This is a genomic window from Pseudoalteromonas sp. Of11M-6 (assembly GCF_022347905.1).
In the GTDB taxonomy this organism is placed as follows: domain Bacteria; phylum Pseudomonadota; class Gammaproteobacteria; order Enterobacterales; family Alteromonadaceae; genus Pseudoalteromonas.
This window is the reverse complement of record NZ_JAKRFW010000002.1, coordinates 1-20,512: the sequence shown is the minus strand read 5'-3', so window position 1 is coordinate 20,512 and position 20,512 is coordinate 1. Positions and strand designations below refer to the sequence as shown.

Here is a 20,512-nt window from a genome sequence, read left to right as displayed (position 1 = left end):
TCGTGAATAATTCACTAAAACACGATAAAATAACAGCCAAATAAGAATGATGAGTACGTCCTTGCTATGAAAAAAGGGTTTATGCTGGTCTGCGATGGCAGCAATGGCGCTGGAAAAACAACGGTTATTACCGGATTGGAAGCGCATTTAAAACAACGCGGTATTGAAGTTGTGATGACTCGTGAACCCGGTGGAACAGAAATCTCAGAGAAGATCAGAGAAATCATTCTAGATCCCTCAACTCCCGAAATGGCAGACATGACGGAGCTTATGTTGTTTGGGGCTGCGCGTGCTCAGCACGTTCGTGAAAAAATTATTCCAGCACTTGAGCAAGGCAAAGTCGTTATTTCTGATCGGTTTGACGCTGCAACATTTAGTTTTCAACATTATGCAAGAGGGCTAGATCTTGCCACCATCACAACCATTAATCAGCTTGCGCTCGGCGGCTTTCGTCCAGACATGAATTTGATTTTGGACTTGGATCCTGAAGAGGGCTTAAAGCGAGTCAAATCGCGAGGTGAGGGGCTAGATAGACTCGAGGATGAAAAGCAACAATTTTTGCAGCGCGCACGTGAGGGTTATCTCGTTCAAGCGAAAAATGACCCTGAACGATTTACTGTGATTGATGCCAGTCAAAGTAAAGCACAAGTACTTGTGCAAAGTATTGAACTGCTTGATAGCTTGATAGCCACATACCTTACAGTGGATGGCAATGAATAATTTGCTTCCAAGTTGGCACAGCAACGCTTTGAGTTATCTTGCTCGGGCACAGCATAATGGTCGTTTGCACCATGCTCAGTTGTTATCGGGCAAAAAAGGCGTGGGAAAGTCTCTGCTTGCGGCGCACTTGGCAGATGCACTGTTATGCTTACACCCACAAAATCTCACTGCCTGTGGGCAATGTAAGCCGTGTAACTTGAACTTAGCTGGTAATCATCCTGATAGACTGAGTGTAGTGCCTGAAGGAAAATCAATCGGGGTGGACGAAATTCGAGAGATTACGCATTTCTTGAACTATTCAGCGCAGCAAGGTGGCAATAAAGTCGCGTTGATTGAACACGCGCATTTGATGACCCATTCAGCCGCTAATGCGCTGTTAAAAACACTTGAAGAGCCAAATGCTAATCGTTATTTGGTCGTTACCAGCGATGATGACAGTAAGTTACCTGCCACCATTTTGAGCCGTTGTAATAAAGTGGCGATCCACTCGCCCAATCAAGCAGAGGCTGCGCAGTGGCTGGCAGCTAAAAATGTCGCTTGTGATTTCCCTTGGTTTGATGAATTTTCTCTACAGCCATTTATTATCGAAGCGTGGCAACAAGAAGGTGCGCTTGACGATGTGACTGCGCTTTATCATGCAGCGAATCAATTAACAGTAGAGAGTGCGCAAACGGTTGAAAAAACTTTGTTAAAGCACAGCGCAATGAGCGATGTATTTGCCCGTTTTTTGCTTAATCGCCTTAAAGTGGCAATGACACAAGGAAATGGCTTGAGTTTTACCCAGTATCAAGACTTAGTGAGCTTAGTACATCGGTTTATGTACGAACAGAAAAATGTGTTAGGGTTAAATCAAAACCTGAGCATTTCTAATTTACTTTTTGCCTTACAAAAACAGCTATAAAGAGGTGGCGCATGCAAGAGTTACTTGCGGATTTTGAAGATTTAGATGAGCTATATCGTTGTTATATGCCATTTCTGAAATCCGGTGGCATATTTATCAAGTCCAATGCCCATTTTGATATGGGGCAAGAATTAAAGCTCAGAGTTACCTTGCCTGACGCTCTAGAGGCGGACGAAGTCAACGCTGTGGTTGCTTGGTTAACACCGCAAGGTGCACAAAATTCTAATCCTTCGGGTGTTGGTGTTGCGTTTGTAGACGCACCAGCTCTGAACGATAAAATAAATAAGCTTTTGGGTGCGACTTTGCATTCAGATAAACCAACTTACACCATGTAGAGCCAGTATGATTGTAGACTCTCACTGTCATTTAGATAGACTCGATTTTGAAAAGTTAGGCCTAAGCCTTGAAGAAGTACTCAGCAACGCGAGACAAAAGCAAGTAGAACACTTTTTATGCGTTAGCGTGACGCTAGACCAATTTCCATCCATGTTAGAAAAAATAGCCCATTTTGATGATGTTTCTGCATCTTGTGGGGTACATCCACTGGATCAAAAAGATAAATTGGATGTTGAAAGGCTAGTGCAACTGGCGAGTAATGATAAAGTCGTTGCTATTGGTGAAACTGGATTAGATTATTATTATTCAAAAGATACGCATCAGGTACAGCAAGAAAGCTTTGCCGGACATATCGATGTGGCTAATCAGCTGCAAAAACCACTGATCATCCATACTCGTGATGCAAAAGCGGATACAATAGACATCATGCGAGCCCACAATGCGCAAAATTGCGGTGGCGTGTTGCACTGTTTCACTGAAGATTGGCCGATGGCAAAGCAGGCACTAGACCTTGGTTTTTACATTTCAATCTCAGGTATTGTGACGTTTAAAAATGCGACGGCGCTTCAGGAAGTCGTTAAGCAAATCCCTATGGACCGATTGCTGATTGAAACCGACTCACCTTATCTTGCACCGGTACCGCATCGTGGTAAAACTAACCAGCCTGCTTATGTACAAGACGTTGCATATTATATTGCTGACTTAAAAGGAGTGAGCTACAAAACGCTTGCAGAGCAAACCACGAATAACTTTTACTCTTTATTTAATTTGGTGAAACGCCAAGATGGTAGCACAACTTAATCAGCTACCTCAGGTGTTGATGGGCCCGCTGGTTCGCCGAGCTGAGCAGAATAAAATTTGTATTCAGGTTGTTACTTGTGAAGCCGTGGACATTTCGGCTTCGCTATTGGCCCATCAAAGTCGATGTGAGGTTGAGACGTTTCAGCTCGGTGCAGCCTGCTTTTTGCATTTTTTGATGATATGCAGCGAGAAGGCTCTGCCAACAGCGCAGCTGCTCGAGTATCAAGTGCTTATTAACGGTGCCGCGTATAAGCCAGATTATCTGCGTTATGGAGAAGAGCTTAGCTTTGCGATACCTGCTTTGCTCAAGCAAATATTACATGGCTCATGCCGTAACCCGCATCACCACGCAAAAGACAGTCTACATACTGCAGATCAGTGGCAAGAGCAGCAACGCGAACTCGGTGAGCTAGGCGCTGACTTGTGTATTTTTTCTGGCGATCAGATCTATGCAGATGATGTTGCCGGCGCCATGTTGTTGGCTATTCACCAACTTATAGCGCGATTGGGTTTGTTTAAAGAAACGAAATTGCCAATGCACCTACCAGCTGATCAACAAGCTCAGCTTTACCATCGTCACTTATATTTACCAAAGACGCCATGGCAGGAGCGCTCAAAGTTTTCACCAGGCTATTGGTTTCGAAAGGATGAACCGCACTTTTCTAGTGTTAAGGCCTTTAATCACCTAATTTTCTTCGAAGAGTTTGTCGCCTGTTACCTGTTAAACTTCTCTCATCTTGCTTGGCAGTTGGTTAACTTTGATGCACTTCATTATGACGGTGGCAACGACAAAGTTAGGCGAATATTTGAATCCGAACTTGACGCCCTAAAAGGCTTTGTTGAAACGTTGCCTAGCGCCGAGCGGCTGTGTGCGAACGTGCCTGTACTAATGATGTTTGATGACCATGATGTGACCGATGATTGGAATTTGACGGCTAAATGGGAACAGGCAATTGCGAACCATAAAGTGAGTCGACGCATTATCAGTAATGGCATCATTAGCTATTGGCTGTTTCAAGGCATTGGAAATGATGCGTTTGAGTATAGCGGGGCGCTGACATCAGCTTTTAATTCAAGCATGATTGACAGCGAATGGCACTTTTCGGCGTTTGACAAACAAGTTCGTCGATTCACACACTGGCATTATTGTTTAGATACGTTTCCAAAAGTGGTGGTGCTAGATACTCGTACACATCGGTGGCGTAATGAACAGGATTTCAATGAACCAAGTGGTTTACTCGACTGGGAAATGTTGATGGAGCTGCAAGACACGCTTATTGACCACAGTGCAGTATTGATGGTCAGTCCTGCGCCAGTATTTGGGGTAAAGGCAATCGAAACCATACAAGCCATATTTAACACCTGTGGTGAACCGTTGGTGGTGGATGTGGAAAATTGGATGGCACATGAAGGGGCTGCGAAAAAGCTAATTGAAATTTTTAAGCGTCCAGATACACCTAAAGAAACCATTATACTCTCAGGCGATGTACATTATTCGTTTTGCTTTTCGGTTCAGGCTCGTTTTGGTCATCATGATAACCGCATTTGGCAGCTAACCGCATCAGGGATAAAAAACGAATTTCCAAAGCCGCTTATCAATATTTTAGATAAGATGGACACGATTTTGTATGCCAAATATAGTCCTCTGAATCTCTTTACGAAACGCTGGCAGCTATCGGTAAGTAAGCATCCTTCATCGCTAAAAAAACATGGCTATTTGGTGTCAGACTCTGCGATTAGTTTAGTAACGCTTGAAAACGGCTTGCTAGAGAAGTATGAGCTACTGCACGGCACGGGGATCCATAGTCATTTTGAGTTATAAGCCTTGGAAATAGATTTTAAATTGATTTAGCTATTTGTAGCTTAGCTCTGTAGCGCATGTATGCGCTAAACTTGTCAAAAAACACATGCTCTTTTTCGCTTTTGCTATAGTTAATATAACGCGGGCTAACATCTCGACTATATGACTCTACTCAAGCGCATGTCTCTGTTCGTTGTACCATACAGCACACTGAAATGGTTTTGTGTGTTGCTGCTGTTGTTATTACCGAGTTTTCCTTGTGCCGCCAGTTTTCCCGAATTTAGCGATACGGCGCAGGTTATGCGACGCTATGACTATAATTCTGGCCTCAGTCAGGTCACTATCACTGCCATTGCGCAAGATCAACTCGGGTACATTTGGGTTGGCACACAGTCTGGCCTAAATCGTTTTGATGGTCATGATTTTGTTCAATTTGAAGTAAAGCAGAACTCCAAACATCATCTCTCCGGTGGCTTTATTACCTCACTATGCCACAGTGGCAAATATATCTGGGTTGGAACAAGTACTGGGCTTAGCATTTACGATACTGAAGCGGGGACCTTTCGCTCTATCTTAGCGGCGCAGAATGAGGCGGTTAGCTCCGATAGAGTTAAAAAAGTGGCATGTTATGGTGAATCAGTGACAGTATCAACAGAAGAGGGCGATGCTTACCGAGTTAACTACCAAACCTTAATGCCTGAAAAACTTTATTTAACTGGTAAATTTGTTCGTGAAGTCCAAGAAACAAGGGATGCATTTGTTTACCTCAATGCAGATGGCCTAGTCAGTCAGCCAAAAGACAAAGTAGGTGCGAACGTTCTGTTGGAAGGTGAGTTTAAAACACTGTCGCTTTCCCACGGAAGGATATTCGTGGTTGATTCGGATGATAAAATCATTAGTTTCGACACTCAGTTCAATAAAGTGCAATGGCAAAAGTCGGTCAGTGCGAAAGTAAACCTCAGCATTCACCAAATTAAAGTAAGGGCGAATGAGATACTCGTTGCTTCCAATACAGGAGTGTTTATTTTAGATCTGCAAGGTAGTATCAAGCGGCATTGGTATCGCCGTGCAGAACAATATGATGGTCTACAAGATAACAATGTACTTAGTGTTCAACGAGATAGAAACGGCGATTTATGGATAGGGACGGAGTCACAGGGGCTGCACTTTTTTAGTCAACTGAGCGAATCGTTTGGTCACGTTGGTGAACAAAACTTTCCGCATGCTCCTTTGGGGCATCCTGATGTTAGGAATTTCGCACTAGACAGTGGCGAGCGCTTTTGGATAGGTACGTCATCGGGTTTATATATTTATCAAAAATCGAGCTTTATCGAAGCGCATCGAATTTTCCCGAGTTTATCTGCAATCAAAGGAAGCTTTATCACCCAAGTAAAGATCTATGATGATACCTTGTGGGTAACAACAAGAGGTGATGGCGTTGTTAGGTATGCTTTAACCCAAGGGGAATACAGCCATTTGATGCCTAACTCGAATAATGGTCCTGAGCTTAGCTTTAATGATGTTATCGAATACCAATCACAGATTTTGGTAAGTTCCAGGACGCTAGGCCTAATGAGATACGACGTGGAGTCTAAAACCCTAGTGCAGTTTTTCGAAAATCGTTCAGATGCACCTTCACATGTATCTTCATTTAAAGTTGTTGGGCAAGATTTATGGTTTGGCACTATAGGTGAGGGGTTGTTCAAGTTTAGTAAAGGCCAGCTCCATAATCTGACTACGCAGGATGGCTTAAAGTCGAATTTAGTTTTTATGATAGATGAAGACCCGTGGCAACGTATCTGGGTTGCAAGTGAAGCGGGCATTAGTTTAGTTGATAAGCAAATGAAAGTTGTCCGAACCATAGGAGAGCAAGAAGGACTAGGAAACCAAGCCGTGTGGGGGCTGGTTTATGATGACTATGAATATATGTGGCTTGGCACCAGTGGTGGGCTGTCGCGCATTAATGTAATGGATTTTGCCATTGATAATTTTCTTCCAATTGACGGCGTACAAGCGCACGAATTCAACTACAATGCCGCATGGAAAGCCCCTGACGGCCGAATTTTTATGGGTGGAGCCAAAGGATTTAATCAGTTCTTCCCCCAGAATGTATCAATTTCAAATACCGCGCGGCCTATTTTAGTTTCCACAATCGAATTACTGGGCGAGCCTTTACAGCCAAGTCTCGATGGGATCCTCTCTGTTGCGCCAGAGCTTGCGGGCTCATTACGATTACGCTATGACCAAAATATCATATCGTTGCAATATTCAAGTCTAGACTTTGGCTCTGAGAAGCTGAGCTTTTATTACCGTATTAAAGGACTAAGCGACAAGTGGCTGAAACTTGCAAATGGAGCAAGGCAAATAAATTTACTCCAGCTTGAGCCTGGCACCTATCGAGTAGAAACCTATACCGTTAATCGCTTTAATATGCAGTCGCCCGTTCACGAGTTTAGCATTTATATCGCTGCACCAATTTGGTGGAACGCTTACTCGAAGACCCTTTATACCCTAGTCATTGTGCTTATCATTGCAGCATTTGTTCGAGCGAGACAACGGCGTTATCAGCAAGTGCTGCGGGATAATCAGAAAATGTCAGCGTTACAAGAGCGGTTAGAGTTGTCATTGTGGGCAAGTGGTGATGAACTTTGGGATTGGCATGTTGAGTCGGGTAAAATTTATCGTTACAGCGTAAATCCAAGGATCGATTTTAGTGATCTCCAAGATAAACTCATCCTCGATGAACTTGACCAGTTTGTACACCCTAAAGATTGTGTGTTACTTGAGGAGCGCCTGCAATCTTGTGTGGACGGCCGTGAAGACGTATATGAATTGTCTATTCGAGTTAAAGATCAACAGGGAGAGTGGATCTGGGTATTAGATAGAGGAAAGGTAGTTGCACGAGATGATAATGGTAGAGCAACGCGGATAGCGGGGGCACTGAAAGATATTGCTGATTTGAAAGCACATCAACAAGCCTTGCAGTCGTTAAACGAGCAACTTGAGATAAAAGTTGCGATGCGCACCGATGAGCTATATAAAAAGAATCAGAAACTTGAGCAAGCAATGTTTGAGTTAAAGCAAACGCAAGAAGACTTGATTGAAAGTGAAAAAATGGCTTCTTTAGGTGTTGTGGTTGCGGGGGTTGCGCATGAGATCAATACACCTTTGGGTATTGCTATCACAGCGCTTTCTCATAACGAAGATTGTTTATCTGAGTTGGTAGAAAAGCTTGAGAATAAAACCCTTAAGCAAAAAGATTTGGTTTCCTCCATCGATGCACAGCAAGAAGGATATCTGCTGATTAGTCGCAATCTGCAAAGAGCAGAAAGCCTTATTAGTAACTTTAAGCAAGTCGCAGTAGATCAATCCAGTGAGACTGAGCGTGATATTAACCTGCTTGAATATATCAATGACGTATTCGACTCACTTAAGCCATTGGCTAAAAATAAAGAAGTATATTTGTCCATAGATGGGAATGCTGATGTAAATCTCTCCACCTATCCAGGCGCGGTTTATCAAATAATGGCAAACCTATTTAACAACTCCGTTATCCATGGCTTTGAGGGGAGTGCCTCTGGTACGGTTAGCGTGTTAGTCGAGGCGACGGATAGCCACTGGACTATTGTATACTACGACAATGGTGTCGGCATGGACGAAGCAATGCAAAAGACCTTGTTTGAGCCATTTGTAACCACAAAACGTAATCAAGGCGGATGCGGATTAGGCATGCATATTGTTTATAATTTGGTAACGCAACTTTTAAAAGGCGAGATCCGCTGTAAAACGGCGAAATTACAAGGTGTCGAAATTACGATAAAAGTACCGTTTAGGAAAATAGCGGTCGAAAATTAACTTAGGTGAATTACAGTTAGCTAACAGCCTGTGACAATGCTTCTTTTAGGAGTTTGTCATGTTCTTATTATCTCAAGTTTTGGTTACCCTTGCTGTTTTACTCGATCTCGCCTCATTTCAATTTATGAAACGCCAGCAGGTGTTATTGGCACTAAGCTTGTCGACTGCACTCACTGCAATTCACTTCTATCTACTTGATGCTATGGCTGGTGCTTTGCTTATGGCGGTTGCTAGCCTCAGATATCTGGTGTTTATCAAGTCGCAGTCAAAGCGCTTGCTTATCGGGTTTCTACTACTCAATACCGTGCCACCTTTAGTACAATTAAATGCAAATTACGAACTTTATGCTGTTATTGGTAGTATTTTATTGACATTTGGTGCATTTATTCGCAAGCAAGTGGTATTTCGGTGTGTGATGATGTTAGGTACGGTGTGTTGGCTGATACATAATTGTTATATCGGCTCTCCCATGGCGATTGTGTTAGAAAGTACTTTTTTGGTGAGTAATTTGATTGGGTTATGGCGAATTTATATGAAGCGTAAAGCGAGTAAGTTAAAGGCTGAATTGAAGTAGATTCAATTTTACTGGAATGGGCACTAATAAAATTAGGTTGAGTTTTAAATGTGTTATATTTCAGTTGGTTAAGTTTTTTCTACCTACTTTTTCAGATAATTACGCTGAGTACAAGTGGTATAGGAAACAGACTGAAATAAAAGTTATATAAATAATCTTTATCTAAATCATAGTGTTATCACTTTTATTAATATTAATTGCATAATTAATATTGTATACAATATATCAATTGTGTATTGTTTGTTCGTTACCAAAAAACACTCAAATCAATGGGAACAAAAGGACAACAATATGCGTAATAACAAAAAAACAGCGCAAACACTGTGTAAATCACTCACTGCATCAGCACTTGCTCTAGCATTGGGGACTTCTACTGCATTTGCTGCAGATGGCAATAGTACTGTGAAAGGGAGCATCGTAAATGGTCAAGGTACTGAGTTATCTCAGGCTCAATTGACCTTTACACACAAATCCAAGGGACTGAAGTTTGCTGTACAAACTAATGGCAAGGGCGAATACATTTTGCGTAATCTGCCTGTTGGCCGTTACAGCGTGTCAATTAATAAAGCTGGATTCGAGTCCGTTATTGAAGAGGATGTCGAGCTTAATATTGGACAGGCGCTAATCTTAGACGCTCAATTATTACAACAAGGGCAGGACATAGAACGGATAGCGGTGACTGGCACGGCGATTCGACGTGTGGATATGGCCTCTTCAACTGCTGGAGTAACGTTTACAGACGCCGAGCTTAAAGTCATGCCAGTAAATACCGGCTTTGAAAGTATAGCGTTATTGGCACCCGGTACAGCTGAGCCTGGTGGTGATTCATTTAATAGAGCCTCAAGTTTCGGTGGGTCCTCATCGGCTGAGAATGGCTACTATTTTAATGGTCTAAATGTCACGAGTATTCAAACTGGTTTAGGCTCAATTCGTTTGCCTTGGGAAGCTATCTCACAAACTCAAATCAAAACGGGGGGAATTAGTCCTGAATTTGGTGGCGCACTAGGTGGCATCGTTAACGCAATTTCTAAATCTGGGGATAACGAATTTAACTTAGGGGCAGAAGTGAGAATAGACCTTGCTTCAACCCATAGTTATCACGACTCAAACTACCTAGATAATGGCACAGTGAATCTTAATACTGAGCAAGAATACGACTCTTTTAAAGAGCTACAAGTTTGGGCAAGTGGTGCACTAATAGAGGACAGCTTATTTTACTATGGTTTGTATGCACCTCGACGGGAGGTTAATCGTTGGGCTGGGCAAACGACCTTCAATGACAGAAAACGAGATGAAGATCGCTGGTTTGCAAAAGTTGATTGGTTCATCAATGAAGACCATTCCATCGGTTTTTCCGCCATGAATAACAAAAGAGAATGGACACGGCAAACCTATGCCTATGACTGGGAAAGCGATGTGATTGGTGATAAACAAGGGGTTGCGGCTCCTGGTGAAGATGGCGGCAAGGTTTACAGTGTCAATTATAGTGGTTACTTTTCTGACTTTTTCTCGGTGTCGGCTGTGGTGGGCCGAGTGACCGAAAACGTTGAAAATATTGTCGCATCAACAGTGCCGGGTGTTTGGGATGAAAGAGAGGGATTCGTTACTTTATCAAGTCATACAGCCAGCAGTGTTTCTGAGCAAGAGTTTATCCGTGATCAAGCGAGAGTCGACTTTAATATCGATTTGGATTACCACTCCATTTTGTTCGGTGTTGATTATACTAAAGTTACGGTAGATCACTTTGAAGGTCAAAATGGCCTTGGAGACGCAGAAGGCTGGTGGACAATCAAAACCGCTGGTGAAGGGAGCATTTCTGGTGCTGCGCTCGGTCAGGATTATATCGAACGTCGAATAAGAACAAGGACGGTTGATTCTGAGGTTAACTCGCTTGCTTTCTACGTCAATGATTCTTGGCAAGTCACCGACCAACTCGTGTTAAATCTGGGCCTGCGTTATAGTCAGTTTGAAAATACCGTTACTGACGGTAGAGCGTTTGTAGATATGGATAACCAACTTGCGCCTAGATTTCAAGCGATTTATGACCTAAACGGTGATGGCGAATCCAAAGTTTTCTTTACTTACGGGCGGTACTTTCAACCTGTTTCTGCCAACATGAACATCACTCAAGGCTCGGCTTCAGTAGAGTGGTTTGAGTATTTCGACCTCGATCAAGTAGACAGTGATGGCTATCCTGTTTTATTAAGTGATGGCTCGCCAAGTCGAGGGGAAATGCTTCGAGATAGACGCTGGCGTCAACGCGGAATTACAGAGCCCGGTTTGATTGCTTCATCCACCCTTAAGCCGATGTATTCTGATGAATTGACTTTAGGATATCAGACCACCGTTTTTGACGATATGGCATTTGGGGTTAGAGCGATTTATCGAGACCTTGGACGCAGTGTTGAAGATACGGATGTTGGTCCTGTGCTTGCGAAGAAATTGGCCGAACTCGGTATCCAAGACAATGTCGGTCAGGGTTCTTACTATGTGCTAAATAACCCGGGTGAAGCGATCACCATGAGTTATGACTTCGATGGCGATGGCCAAGTCGATGAAGTGACACTCAGTGCAGAAGAGCTTGCCCTACAACAGGCTGTGCGTAAATATCTGGCACTTGAATTTACCTTAGAAGGAAATATTACTGATAAGTTACGGATTAATTCTTCTTATACTTGGTCACACAGCTATGGTAATACAGAAGGTTTAGTGAAAACCGATAACGATCAGGCGGATCCAGGTTGGACAACTTCTTATGATTACGCGGATCTGATGGATCACGGCTATGGTAATTTACCGAATGACCATCGCCATTCAATAAAAGTATCAGGTTCTTACGATATCACAGATGAGTTAACTTTGGGTCTGGTTGCAAGAACGTCGTCAGGTCGCCCGACTAACTATTTCTCTAAGCACCCAGTCGGTATAGATAGCTGTACCGCAGGAAGCCCTTGGGATGCATGCGTAAGTAAAGATTATGGCCATGTTTCGCATTACGACGAAAATGGCAACCCAGCCCCTCGCGGTAGTGTAGGTAATCTTCCTTGGGCAACCACGATAGACTTATCACTCAGTTACTCTACAGATATTATGGGACATGACTTGTTACTCAAGGGCACCGTTTATAACCTACTAAACAGTGATAAAGCGCTTGGGATCAATGAACAGCGATCTTTAGATGGTGCAAATGGCTTAATCGTTAACCCTGACTACGGCATTACAACGTTACGACAAACTGAGCGTTACGCGTCGTTAGTTGCAAGGTTTACGTTTTAATTTCCCTGGTGATAGCCAAGACTGGGTGCTATGCACCTAGTTCTTGGTTTAAGCCAAACAAAACGTTTGGCTTATTTCATGTCACGGAGAGTATGATGACGTTAACAATAGATTTTGAGCAAATACTGAGCCACGCGGAAGTAATAGAGACGGTTGACATGCATACCGCCGGAGAGCCTTTGCGGGTAATTGTCGATGGTTTCCCTGAACCTCAAGGCAACACTATTTTAGATAAACGGCAATACTGCGTAGAAAATCTTGATCACTATCGCACCGCGCTGATGTATGAGCCTAGGGGTCATGCTGATATGTATGGTGCGCTTATCGTTGAAAAGCAGTTACCAGTAAGCGATTTTGGCGTGTTATTTCTTCATAATGAAGGATATTCAACAATGTGTGGTCATGCGATTATTGCTTTAGCTACACTATTTTTACAGCACAATCCCGCAAAGAAACAGTTGTTGATAGATACGCCTGCAGGGCTAATTACCGCATGGCTAAGAGACGGCCAAGCTGAATTTGCTAATGTACCAGCAGAGGTAGTGACACTTGATAAGCAAGTCAAGACATCTGAATTTGGTTTAATCTCAGTGGATATCGCATTTGGTGGTGCGTTTTATGCCTATATTGACGCTGATACAATCGATTTAGCTCTTACGTCAGCAAATGCAGCTTACATTCAGCAGTTAGGTTTAACGCTTAAACAAGAAATTGCAACACAGATTAGCTTAGTGCATGACGATGCGCGCCTCGCATTTTTATATGGTGTGATTTTTTATTCCAATTCTCAAAAATCGGACTCTGCTCACAGTAAGCATGTGTGCATTTTTGCCGATGGCGAATTAGATCGCAGTCCAACAGGGACAGGGGTCAGTGGTAGGGCTGCAATTCTTGCCGCCAGAGATGAGCTTGCCGCAAACCAACGTATCTTTATTGAAGGTATATTAGGCTTGGGTTTAGATGTTTGTTATCAACTTAGTGATGATAGTAAATCGTTGATCCCAATAGTTTCGGGCGTGGCCTATATTACAGGCCGACACCAATTTATTTTAGACGACCACGATCCATTAGTAAGAGGATTTTTACTACGATGAATGTAGATTACGCAGCCAGACAGCAACGCTTAGTCAATAAATTACAACAACATCAAAGTGACGCTATCATTATTTATGGCTACGAGAATATTGTATATTTAACCGGCTTTACCGGTCATGCAGCAACATTGTTGATGTCTTCAAATGGGCGACACCGACTCATTACTGATTATCGTTACTTTGAGCGTGCTAGCAATGAAGCGGTGGGAGTCGAAGTTATTTTAAGAAATCGTGATAAAGAAACGCTACCTGATTGTATTTTTAGATTATTGGATGGGCCGCGACAGCTTGCATTTGAAGCGCATCAAATCAGTCACGCAGATTATGTCTCATTAAACATCAGCGCAAAAAATACCACGCTTATTGCCGCGCCGCTTTGGGTGGAATCGCTAAGACAAGTTAAAGATAGTGATGAAATTAACTGTATTAAACGCGCCGCCGAGATAGCTGACTCGGCGCTTGCCCATACACTGCCTTTGTTAAAAGTAGGGATCACTGAGCGAGACGCGGCAATTGAGCTTGAGTATCAGATGCAAAAGCTAGGCTCCGAAGGTCTCTCTTTTGACACAATCCTATTATTTGGTGCGCGTTCTTCCTTACCGCACGGAAACCCAGGACAGACAAAACTTAACCTAGGCGATTTAGTACTTATCGACTTTGGTGCGGTGATAAGCGGCTACCGCTCTGATATGACGCGAAGTTACGTGTTAGGGGAGCCGACGAAGCAACAACAATCCATTTATGACACGGTCCAACATGCACAGCGAGCTGCGTTGGCGCTAATAAAAGCGGGCGTTAACTGCATAGATTTAAATAACGCATCACACGATGTGTTAAGTCATAGTGACTTTTCACAATACGCAGGTGAGGGACTTGGTCACGGTGTGGGGCTATTTCTACACGAGCAGCCGTTTATTAAACCTGGGGTCGATCACCAATTAGAAGCTGGCAATATCATTACCATAGAGCCGGGTATTTACATTCCAAATTATGGTGGTGTGCGCTTGGAAGAAGATGTACTGGTGACTGAAAATGGTTTTGAATGCTTAACCCACGCGCCACAAGTATTTCAGCTAACGAACTAAGGAGTTAGGATGCAAATTATTGCTCGCCAAGAGGTCGCGGATAGCCTCAACTACCCAAGCTTAATTCAGGCGCTTAAACAGGGTTTTGCGCAACCAGCAGGTACACCAACACGGCAAGTTTTTGAGCTAGATAATAGTCACAACAATCATGACGCTTTTGCTGTTTTACCTGCTTGGAATGCCGATGTGATTGGCGTAAAGGCGTTTACCTATTTCCCAGATAACAACCAGTACGATAAAGCCAGCCTTTACTCAAAAATCATGCTGTTTTCTAGGCAGTTCGGTGAGCCGCTCGCGCTTGTGGACGGCACCGAAGTAACATTGTGGAGAACCTCTGCTGTGTCAGCATTAGCCGCGGAGTATTTAGCACCTAAACATGCCAAACATTTGGTTTTCTTTGGCTCAGGCAATTTAGCTAGTTACATGATTAATGCTCATTTAAGTGTTAGAAATTATAGTAAAATTTCAATAATTGCACGTAATTCTGAAAAAGGACGCCTGTTGCTGGAGCTATTGTCCTCGCAGCATCAGGGAGTGGAATTTTCATTGTATCAGCAGGCAACCGCATCTGTTATTGCTTCGGCAGATGTGATCAGCTGTGCAACAGGCAGTCATACGCCTTTGTTCAATGGAGAGTGGTTGAGCGATGGCACGCATATAGACTGCATTGGCAATCACCATAAAGATTGTCGAGAAATTGATACCACAACGGTAACTAAGAGCCGCGTTTTTGTAGATAGTCGCGCCAATGTATTGAACGAGGCGGGCGAATTGTTGTTACCGATCAGTGAAGGTAAGTTTAGCCCCGATAAGGTGGTTGCAGAGCTTAGCGAAATGACTAAAAATAACCTAGGTCGAAGTAACGAGAATGAAATTACTTTGTTTAAGTCTGTAGGAACAGCGCTGAGTGATTTAATTGGAGCGAAATTAGTGTATGACTTGGTTCAAAAATAAAGAGCACGGTAAAGTGTATGAAGTAACCGCAGTAGTCAAAGCTGCTGATAAGCGCTTGGTGAATCCGCTTATTTGTCACGAATGTCACATGTTGGTTAGTTATCAAGGAGTTGGCGGCGAAACGAAAAGCGAAAAGCTGCTTTATGACGAGGTGTTTTACAAAGCGTTTCAAAACCACGATAGCTGTTACGTCATGGTGGATGACAATGGTATTCGCCATTATCATCCAAGTGAGTAAAGTGACTTATTCAATTAAGTGAACACAATTAAGTGAATAAGCGCTAATTTTTGACCTGACAGAGTACAAATATAGAACGCTATGAATACTGACATTTCAGCTATTGGTCAAATGCGGACGGCGGCACTAACATGTTTCTGCCCCGAAATGAGTTAACGTAAATGCTCTAAGGGTGGCTTTGAGCGAAAAGCTGACGTTCATCCTTTCACCTAAATAACTGTATATACATCCATTGTAATTGAGTTTCTTCCATAGTCAGGAAAACGACCCTGTGGGTCGTTTTTGTCGTGTTCACATTTAGATCAATGTAACGTAACTTCAATGCTGGTAAGTACTTCCTAAATTTGCTATCAATAGTCATGGGACAAAAACGAGACAGATTGCTGTAGAAAAACGACCCAATCGCTCGATATTAAATTGTTAAGTGGCTCAATTAGCATCGATTTTATGAGGAAGTAATGCTCAATTATAAGGGTTCATGTAAAAGGGTTGATTTAATTTTTCGGGCAAAATACCCGTATTACGTTACAGAACTATACAAGATTAGTGATTTAGAATATCAAATCTTTTTGAATGAGGAGGTTGATGACTTTCTCTCATTAGAAAAGGAGTATGATAATTCTATAAGGTTCATTACATCACCAGTCCAGTTAGTAAATAAGAGACCTAGCAGGTTCATTGAAAAGGTTGACCCAATTGATGATTCTATTCTTGGCGCAAATTACGAAGGATTGCCTTTTACTCGATTTCAATTAATAAATCACATCGAATGCCTTTACCCAAATGTATTGGTATCAAAAATCGATACCGATCATGACAAAAAAGTAATCCATTATAGCGTTAATGATGAAATGTATAGCGGTTCCATTGACGAGCTAAGAGAAACTCTAATGGAAGCTAGTTCTCCATATGATTATAGGTTGACATTTAGCCAAGAAAAAAAAGAACCTGCTAAACCTACGAATATTTTTGAAGTCGTTGCGTCATCGACTCTCAAGAATTTTGATCCTGGATATCTAGAAAGAGATGAAAGGTTGTGGTTTGACAATGCCAGTAATATATATTCAGGAGGATTTTCAAAAAAAGATCTTTTTTTCTTTGATGAACAAACAAGTAAGTGTCTGTTAGATTTTAGTGTGTTTAGCAATGTCAATTTGAGAAATCACCTGCTGCTATATGATGAAGTATTTTGCATACTGCCTTTAACAGAAAAGATGAATGACTTTCTGGAAAAACAGAAACTGTCAAAGGATGATCTTCTTTATTTGATTGAGCAAGGTCGGTTGAAAATTGTAAACACGCAACCTGAATTCAGGTTGGATCATGCTTTTCTAAAAGAATGCTATCAGACTAAAAGTGAGAGTGTTATTTCAAGAAGAGCTTTAGCTGCTTTGAGTGCCATAGATATAGTAGAGACTCAAAAGAACTACATTTTCAAAGACATTGACTTTATCAGAGATATTGACCCCCTCTTGTCTAAATTAAGTACTGAATGTGGTCAAAAGCCTGATTTCTTGAAAAGGATACTAACATGGCCAACAAGCGCATTGAGAAATAGCTTTGATGCATTAAATTTAACAGCAACAAAATCGATTCCATCTTTTGGTGTTAATCAAACTATTACAAGTCACATGACAGAGGAAACAAAGAAAAGATGTGAATTGGAGTTTTTGGCAAGTTCAGAAGCTATACATATTTCTCATTCTCTTGACGCAACTTATTATCCTTTTTTTGAAGAGAGTAGTGGTTTTTCAGATCAACAAATTGCCATACTAATGGCAAATAGCCTGAACTTCTACAAACTATCAAATATGCAGTATTTGGGTGAAGAACAAAGTATGTTCAACCCTGAACTTACGAGAAATATTTCAGTTGAGTTACTGTCTGTTTTTGATGTGAATGATTATATCTCTATTTCAGAATATCTTAATGAAATTGAAAACCCACTGTCTAGAAAATGTCTCAATAGATTGTTTACTGAGCTATCAAGTTTGCCGATAGAAGAAAGATACGTGAGAATAAGAGAATATAATGAGCAAGTAGAAAAAGCATTAAGAGGTAAGGCTGTTGCACGGAATGCTGTAGATTTAAGTGTGGATGGAGCTGGCCTCTTTGTTCCTTTTATAAGCACTGGAATAAAGGCAGCTGGATGGCTAGGAGCAAAGGCTCAAAGAAAGTATCCTCTTCTCCAAGAAATATCTAATTATATTAGTGATAAAGCACATTCTTCTAATGTGTTAAAAAAAGAAGTGTCAGTTCTTACGCAGATTAATCGAGTAGCAAGACTGAAAAGAACAATTGAGTAACCGCCACTTAACAAGAAAATCCAGGTGACGCCTACGGCGCACCTGATTTAAGCGTTAGGTTTAAAGGAGTAATCATGCCTGTTGATGAAAAATCTGCAAAAGGAATATTGACATCGCTTTTATCATTCGCTGATAAAGATACAAAAGAGCTCATAAATATTTTTCTTTTTATGTTTGTTCCAATGGGTTTTATGCTTCTTCTTATGGGCGGGATGAAGCTAATAGATAAAATAGACGAACCAAATGAAGCCTGTTGGGCTGTTGAAAAGGTTGAAAAGCAGATATTTAAAATTAATAAATGCACAGGTGAAACAGAGTTGCTTGAAGTTACTAAAGACAAAAGTAAGTCAAAAACTTAAACCTAACAAGCAAATTAACGCTCGGACTAATAAAGCTTGGCTTGGTTCGCTGCGCTCACTAGTATAGCCAAGCATTATTAGCCCGTTATTTGGGCGTTAGAGCCAACGATAAATCAAGTTAAGGAGTTTTAAATGGCAACATTTCAAGAATTGGCGAGAGACTACGCCAAACGAATAAAGGACGCTATTGCATCAGATGGCTTTACAAGCAGATCTAGGATTTCACCGCAAGATCTTAGAGGTTCACGAACACTTCAAGAAGCGAAGCAAGTTAAGCGCGAAATTGATGGCTTAATTTATAAACAAAGTAAAAAGCCGCTTAGTGAAGACGATAAGCGCAAGATAATCGAGCAAATCGACCAAGAACTTGGTCTGCCAAGAAATATCCAGAAGAGCTACAACATAGTTGAGTCTGCAAGTAATGATGACTTAGCAGATTTAGCTGATGAGATAGAAAATGTACTAGGTGGCAAGAAGTAATGGATACGGGTGATTACATAGCTCTGGGTAGTGCTGGTATTGCTTTAGTCAGCATGTTTGTAACTATTTATTTTGCGTCAAAAGCTTCCGGGGCAAGCAAAGAGTCTCTTCGCAATGCTGATAAAGCCAATAATATCGCTATAGGACAAACGGAAACCTCCCTAAGAGAACAAATTATGAATGCTCGCAACCGCATGGAAGACTGCGGTTTTAAAATTCAAGATTTCTTAAAAGGTCGAAAAAAAGAAAATCTTTCTGAAGAGGAGTTGCCACACTTAGAGTTTTTAGAAAGTACATGGCGGTCATCTACCGAAAGTTATTTAAATGCTTATGAAGATGCTTGTGGAAAATACCTTGATGATAAAACCGATAAAGGCAGGTTTAAGAAAGCATATATCAACGAAGTTAAAAATATTTGCGATCCTAAAAGAACGTCATTCGAAAGGTTAATGCACCCAGAATCAACTTCAAACTTCGAAGCCATTTGGAAGGTTTACAAAGAGTGGCACCGGCATGAGAATTAGCTCTAACAAGGCAAAGCAGCGGATTCGCTACGCTCTCCGCTGTTTGCGGCGTTAGGTGTGCAATGAAGCGCGGAGCTTTAATCATAATTTCGATACCATTTTTTCTAGTAGGTTTGCTTCTCGCCTCGTTCGATTTTAGTAATTTAGTTTTGGATGCTAAAACAACAGCAAATGACACAAAGCTTCAAGTTCAGAGGACTAAAAGCAAAGCTTTAGAAATTGATAATTACTTCAATGAATTCGGCGAGTGGCCTTCAAACAAGCTATTGGCTTGTGATTAGCAACCATGTCCAGAACATTTTTTCTGGTTGTGGGAATTAGTTCCTTCGAAGAATGGCAAGTACACGCTAAATTATTTAAAAATGAGCAATCGATTTGGGCCATTTTTCAAAAGTGTTGTTGTATATGACTCAGAGAGTCAAACAACTGATCATGACTGGTTTCAAACCCAACCGAATGTGTACTTGTACGCAATGTTTCGGTTGCTTATTGACGTGCTAGTAATGTTTTTTCCTTTCTTTGCGTATCTTTCGTATAGAAAGTTTAAGCACACCTAACAAACTGTTTAAAGTGGACAAAATTCAGTTGGCTGGTTTCGCTCCGCTTCACATTGTAGCCAACTAAATTTGCCCATTAACAGGGCGTTAGGTATACATCGAGCATTTGTGCAATTGGAAAACTCAAAAGTAAAATTTAAAGCCTTTTTTGAGGCAGCAATTCTCACTATGTTTATTGCATTAGCAGGCTCTAGCCTTTTAAATTTGCTAAACCCATTTGTTACCAAGCTGATTGCTTTGGCTCTTATCTTGGCTATGTTTTCAGTGGTGCTTGTCTTCGGGTTTGTTTATAAACAGGCGTATTTTTCAAGTGTTCGTTTAAAAGCCGTAAAGAGCTTTTATTTAGTCCACCAATTACTGTTTATAGCACTTATTTTATTAGCTTTATTTGCCTTAGTAAGGCATTTGTATACCTAACAAGGCAAATCAAAAAGGGCGGACAAAAACCAGTTGGCTTTGTTCTTGCCTCACAAATTTTAGCCAACTAATTTTTGCCGTTTATTTGCGGCGTTAGCTATACAAGGAGGGGTTAGTGTTTGAACGAATCAAAGGTTTAATGTCAAAAGGCATTTGGCATTCACTAGCAATAGTTATTGTTTTCTTAATGGCTGGCCCTGAAATCATGATGGGCATGGAGTTAATGGCTTTAAT

At 41.6% G+C, this 20,512-nt stretch carries 17 protein-coding genes; all 17 read left to right on the top strand.

Annotation, left to right across the window (positions count from 1 at the left end):
* The first annotated feature begins 66 nt into the window (after window positions 1-66).
* Window positions 67-720: a dTMP kinase gene (gene tmk / locus MHN32_RS01275; RefSeq protein WP_239420689.1), complete on the top strand. Its 654-nt coding sequence runs from the start codon at window positions 67-69 to the stop codon at window positions 718-720.
* Complete coding sequence (gene holB, locus MHN32_RS01270; RefSeq protein ID WP_239420688.1) at window positions 713-1,621, top strand: DNA polymerase III subunit delta'; 909 nt, start codon at window positions 713-715, stop codon at window positions 1,619-1,621. Before tmk ends, holB begins: the two co-directional genes overlap by 8 nt.
* 11 nt (window positions 1,622-1,632) lie before the next feature.
* Window positions 1,633-1,956: a PilZ domain-containing protein gene (locus tag MHN32_RS01265; RefSeq protein ID WP_010604673.1), complete on the top strand. Its 324-nt coding sequence runs from the start codon at window positions 1,633-1,635 to the stop codon at window positions 1,954-1,956.
* Window positions 1,957-1,963: 7 nt separating this feature from the next.
* Window positions 1,964-2,758 carry a YchF/TatD family DNA exonuclease gene (locus MHN32_RS01260; RefSeq protein WP_102056738.1) on the top strand — a complete coding sequence of 265 codons (795 nt, stop codon included), beginning with the start codon at window positions 1,964-1,966 and terminating at the stop codon, window positions 2,756-2,758.
* Window positions 2,742-4,580 carry an alkaline phosphatase D family protein gene (locus tag MHN32_RS01255; RefSeq protein WP_239420687.1) on the top strand — a complete coding sequence of 613 codons (1,839 nt, stop codon included), beginning with the start codon at window positions 2,742-2,744 and terminating at the stop codon, window positions 4,578-4,580. The genes MHN32_RS01260 and MHN32_RS01255 overlap by 17 nt, the downstream gene beginning before the upstream one ends.
* Before the next feature lie 141 nt (window positions 4,581-4,721).
* Window positions 4,722-8,414 (top strand): ATP-binding protein, encoded by a 3,693-nt coding sequence (locus MHN32_RS01250; protein WP_239420686.1) that lies wholly within the window; start codon window positions 4,722-4,724, stop codon window positions 8,412-8,414.
* A 58-nt stretch (window positions 8,415-8,472) separates the two neighbouring features.
* Window positions 8,473-8,988: a YgjV family protein gene (locus tag MHN32_RS01245; RefSeq protein WP_010604677.1), complete on the top strand. Its 516-nt coding sequence runs from the start codon at window positions 8,473-8,475 to the stop codon at window positions 8,986-8,988.
* Between the two features lie 291 nt (window positions 8,989-9,279).
* Entirely contained in the window at window positions 9,280-12,264 is a 2,985-nt protein-coding gene (locus MHN32_RS01240; RefSeq protein WP_239420685.1) for a TonB-dependent receptor, read from the top strand.
* A 95-nt stretch (window positions 12,265-12,359) separates the two neighbouring features.
* On the top strand, window positions 12,360-13,358 hold the full coding sequence (locus MHN32_RS01235) for a proline racemase family protein (RefSeq protein WP_239420818.1): 999 nt from the start codon (window positions 12,360-12,362) through the stop codon (window positions 13,356-13,358).
* Window positions 13,355-14,443, top strand: coding sequence for a Xaa-Pro peptidase family protein (locus MHN32_RS01230; protein ID WP_239420684.1), 1,089 nt, complete (start codon window positions 13,355-13,357; stop codon window positions 14,441-14,443). The genes MHN32_RS01235 and MHN32_RS01230 overlap by 4 nt, the downstream gene beginning before the upstream one ends.
* A 9-nt stretch (window positions 14,444-14,452) precedes the next feature.
* The gene (locus MHN32_RS01225) at window positions 14,453-15,397 is read left to right on the top strand and encodes an ornithine cyclodeaminase family protein (RefSeq protein WP_239420683.1); all 945 of its coding nucleotides are present in this window, start codon (window positions 14,453-14,455) and stop codon (window positions 15,395-15,397) included.
* A complete protein-coding gene (locus MHN32_RS01220; RefSeq protein ID WP_017217477.1) occupies window positions 15,378-15,635 on the top strand; it encodes a hypothetical protein in 258 nt (85 codons plus the stop codon). The genes MHN32_RS01225 and MHN32_RS01220 overlap by 20 nt, the downstream gene beginning before the upstream one ends.
* Window positions 15,636-16,093: 458 nt before the next feature.
* Window positions 16,094-17,941 (top strand): hypothetical protein, encoded by a 1,848-nt coding sequence (locus MHN32_RS01215; protein WP_239420682.1) that lies wholly within the window; start codon window positions 16,094-16,096, stop codon window positions 17,939-17,941.
* Window positions 17,942-18,015: 74 nt separating this feature from the next.
* Window positions 18,016-18,300, top strand: a complete 285-nt coding sequence (locus MHN32_RS01210; protein ID WP_239420681.1) for a hypothetical protein — start codon at window positions 18,016-18,018, stop codon at window positions 18,298-18,300.
* A gap of 132 nt (window positions 18,301-18,432) precedes the next feature.
* Complete coding sequence (locus MHN32_RS01205; RefSeq protein ID WP_239420680.1) at window positions 18,433-18,780, top strand: hypothetical protein; 348 nt, start codon at window positions 18,433-18,435, stop codon at window positions 18,778-18,780.
* Window positions 18,780-19,304 carry a hypothetical protein gene (locus MHN32_RS01200; RefSeq protein WP_239420679.1) on the top strand — a complete coding sequence of 175 codons (525 nt, stop codon included), beginning with the start codon at window positions 18,780-18,782 and terminating at the stop codon, window positions 19,302-19,304. The genes MHN32_RS01205 and MHN32_RS01200 overlap by 1 nt, the downstream gene beginning before the upstream one ends.
* 665 nt (window positions 19,305-19,969) lie before the next feature.
* Window positions 19,970-20,278, top strand: coding sequence for a hypothetical protein (locus MHN32_RS01195; protein ID WP_239420678.1), 309 nt, complete (start codon window positions 19,970-19,972; stop codon window positions 20,276-20,278).
* The last annotated feature ends 234 nt before the right edge of the window (window positions 20,279-20,512 follow it).

What these genes read in the sequence shown, in the direction of transcription:
- tmk (WP_239420689.1), top strand. Translation starts at nt 67, where the DNA reads ATGAAAAAAGGGTTTATGCTGGTCTGCGATGGCAGCAATGGCGCTGGA.
- holB (WP_239420688.1), top strand. Translation starts at nt 713, where the DNA reads ATGAATAATTTGCTTCCAAGTTGGCACAGCAACGCTTTGAGTTATCTT.
- MHN32_RS01265 (WP_010604673.1), top strand. Translation starts at nt 1,633, where the DNA reads ATGCAAGAGTTACTTGCGGATTTTGAAGATTTAGATGAGCTATATCGT.
- MHN32_RS01260 (WP_102056738.1), top strand. Translation starts at nt 1,964, where the DNA reads ATGATTGTAGACTCTCACTGTCATTTAGATAGACTCGATTTTGAAAAG.
- MHN32_RS01255 (WP_239420687.1), top strand. Translation starts at nt 2,742, where the DNA reads ATGGTAGCACAACTTAATCAGCTACCTCAGGTGTTGATGGGCCCGCTG.
- MHN32_RS01250 (WP_239420686.1), top strand. Translation starts at nt 4,722, where the DNA reads ATGACTCTACTCAAGCGCATGTCTCTGTTCGTTGTACCATACAGCACA.
- MHN32_RS01245 (WP_010604677.1), top strand. Translation starts at nt 8,473, where the DNA reads ATGTTCTTATTATCTCAAGTTTTGGTTACCCTTGCTGTTTTACTCGAT.
- MHN32_RS01240 (WP_239420685.1), top strand. Translation starts at nt 9,280, where the DNA reads ATGCGTAATAACAAAAAAACAGCGCAAACACTGTGTAAATCACTCACT.
- MHN32_RS01235 (WP_239420818.1), top strand. Translation starts at nt 12,360, where the DNA reads ATGACGTTAACAATAGATTTTGAGCAAATACTGAGCCACGCGGAAGTA.
- MHN32_RS01230 (WP_239420684.1), top strand. Translation starts at nt 13,355, where the DNA reads ATGAATGTAGATTACGCAGCCAGACAGCAACGCTTAGTCAATAAATTA.
- MHN32_RS01225 (WP_239420683.1), top strand. Translation starts at nt 14,453, where the DNA reads ATGCAAATTATTGCTCGCCAAGAGGTCGCGGATAGCCTCAACTACCCA.
- MHN32_RS01220 (WP_017217477.1), top strand. Translation starts at nt 15,378, where the DNA reads ATGACTTGGTTCAAAAATAAAGAGCACGGTAAAGTGTATGAAGTAACC.
- MHN32_RS01215 (WP_239420682.1), top strand. Translation starts at nt 16,094, where the DNA reads ATGCTCAATTATAAGGGTTCATGTAAAAGGGTTGATTTAATTTTTCGG.
- MHN32_RS01210 (WP_239420681.1), top strand. Translation starts at nt 18,016, where the DNA reads ATGCCTGTTGATGAAAAATCTGCAAAAGGAATATTGACATCGCTTTTA.
- MHN32_RS01205 (WP_239420680.1), top strand. Translation starts at nt 18,433, where the DNA reads ATGGCAACATTTCAAGAATTGGCGAGAGACTACGCCAAACGAATAAAG.
- MHN32_RS01200 (WP_239420679.1), top strand. Translation starts at nt 18,780, where the DNA reads ATGGATACGGGTGATTACATAGCTCTGGGTAGTGCTGGTATTGCTTTA.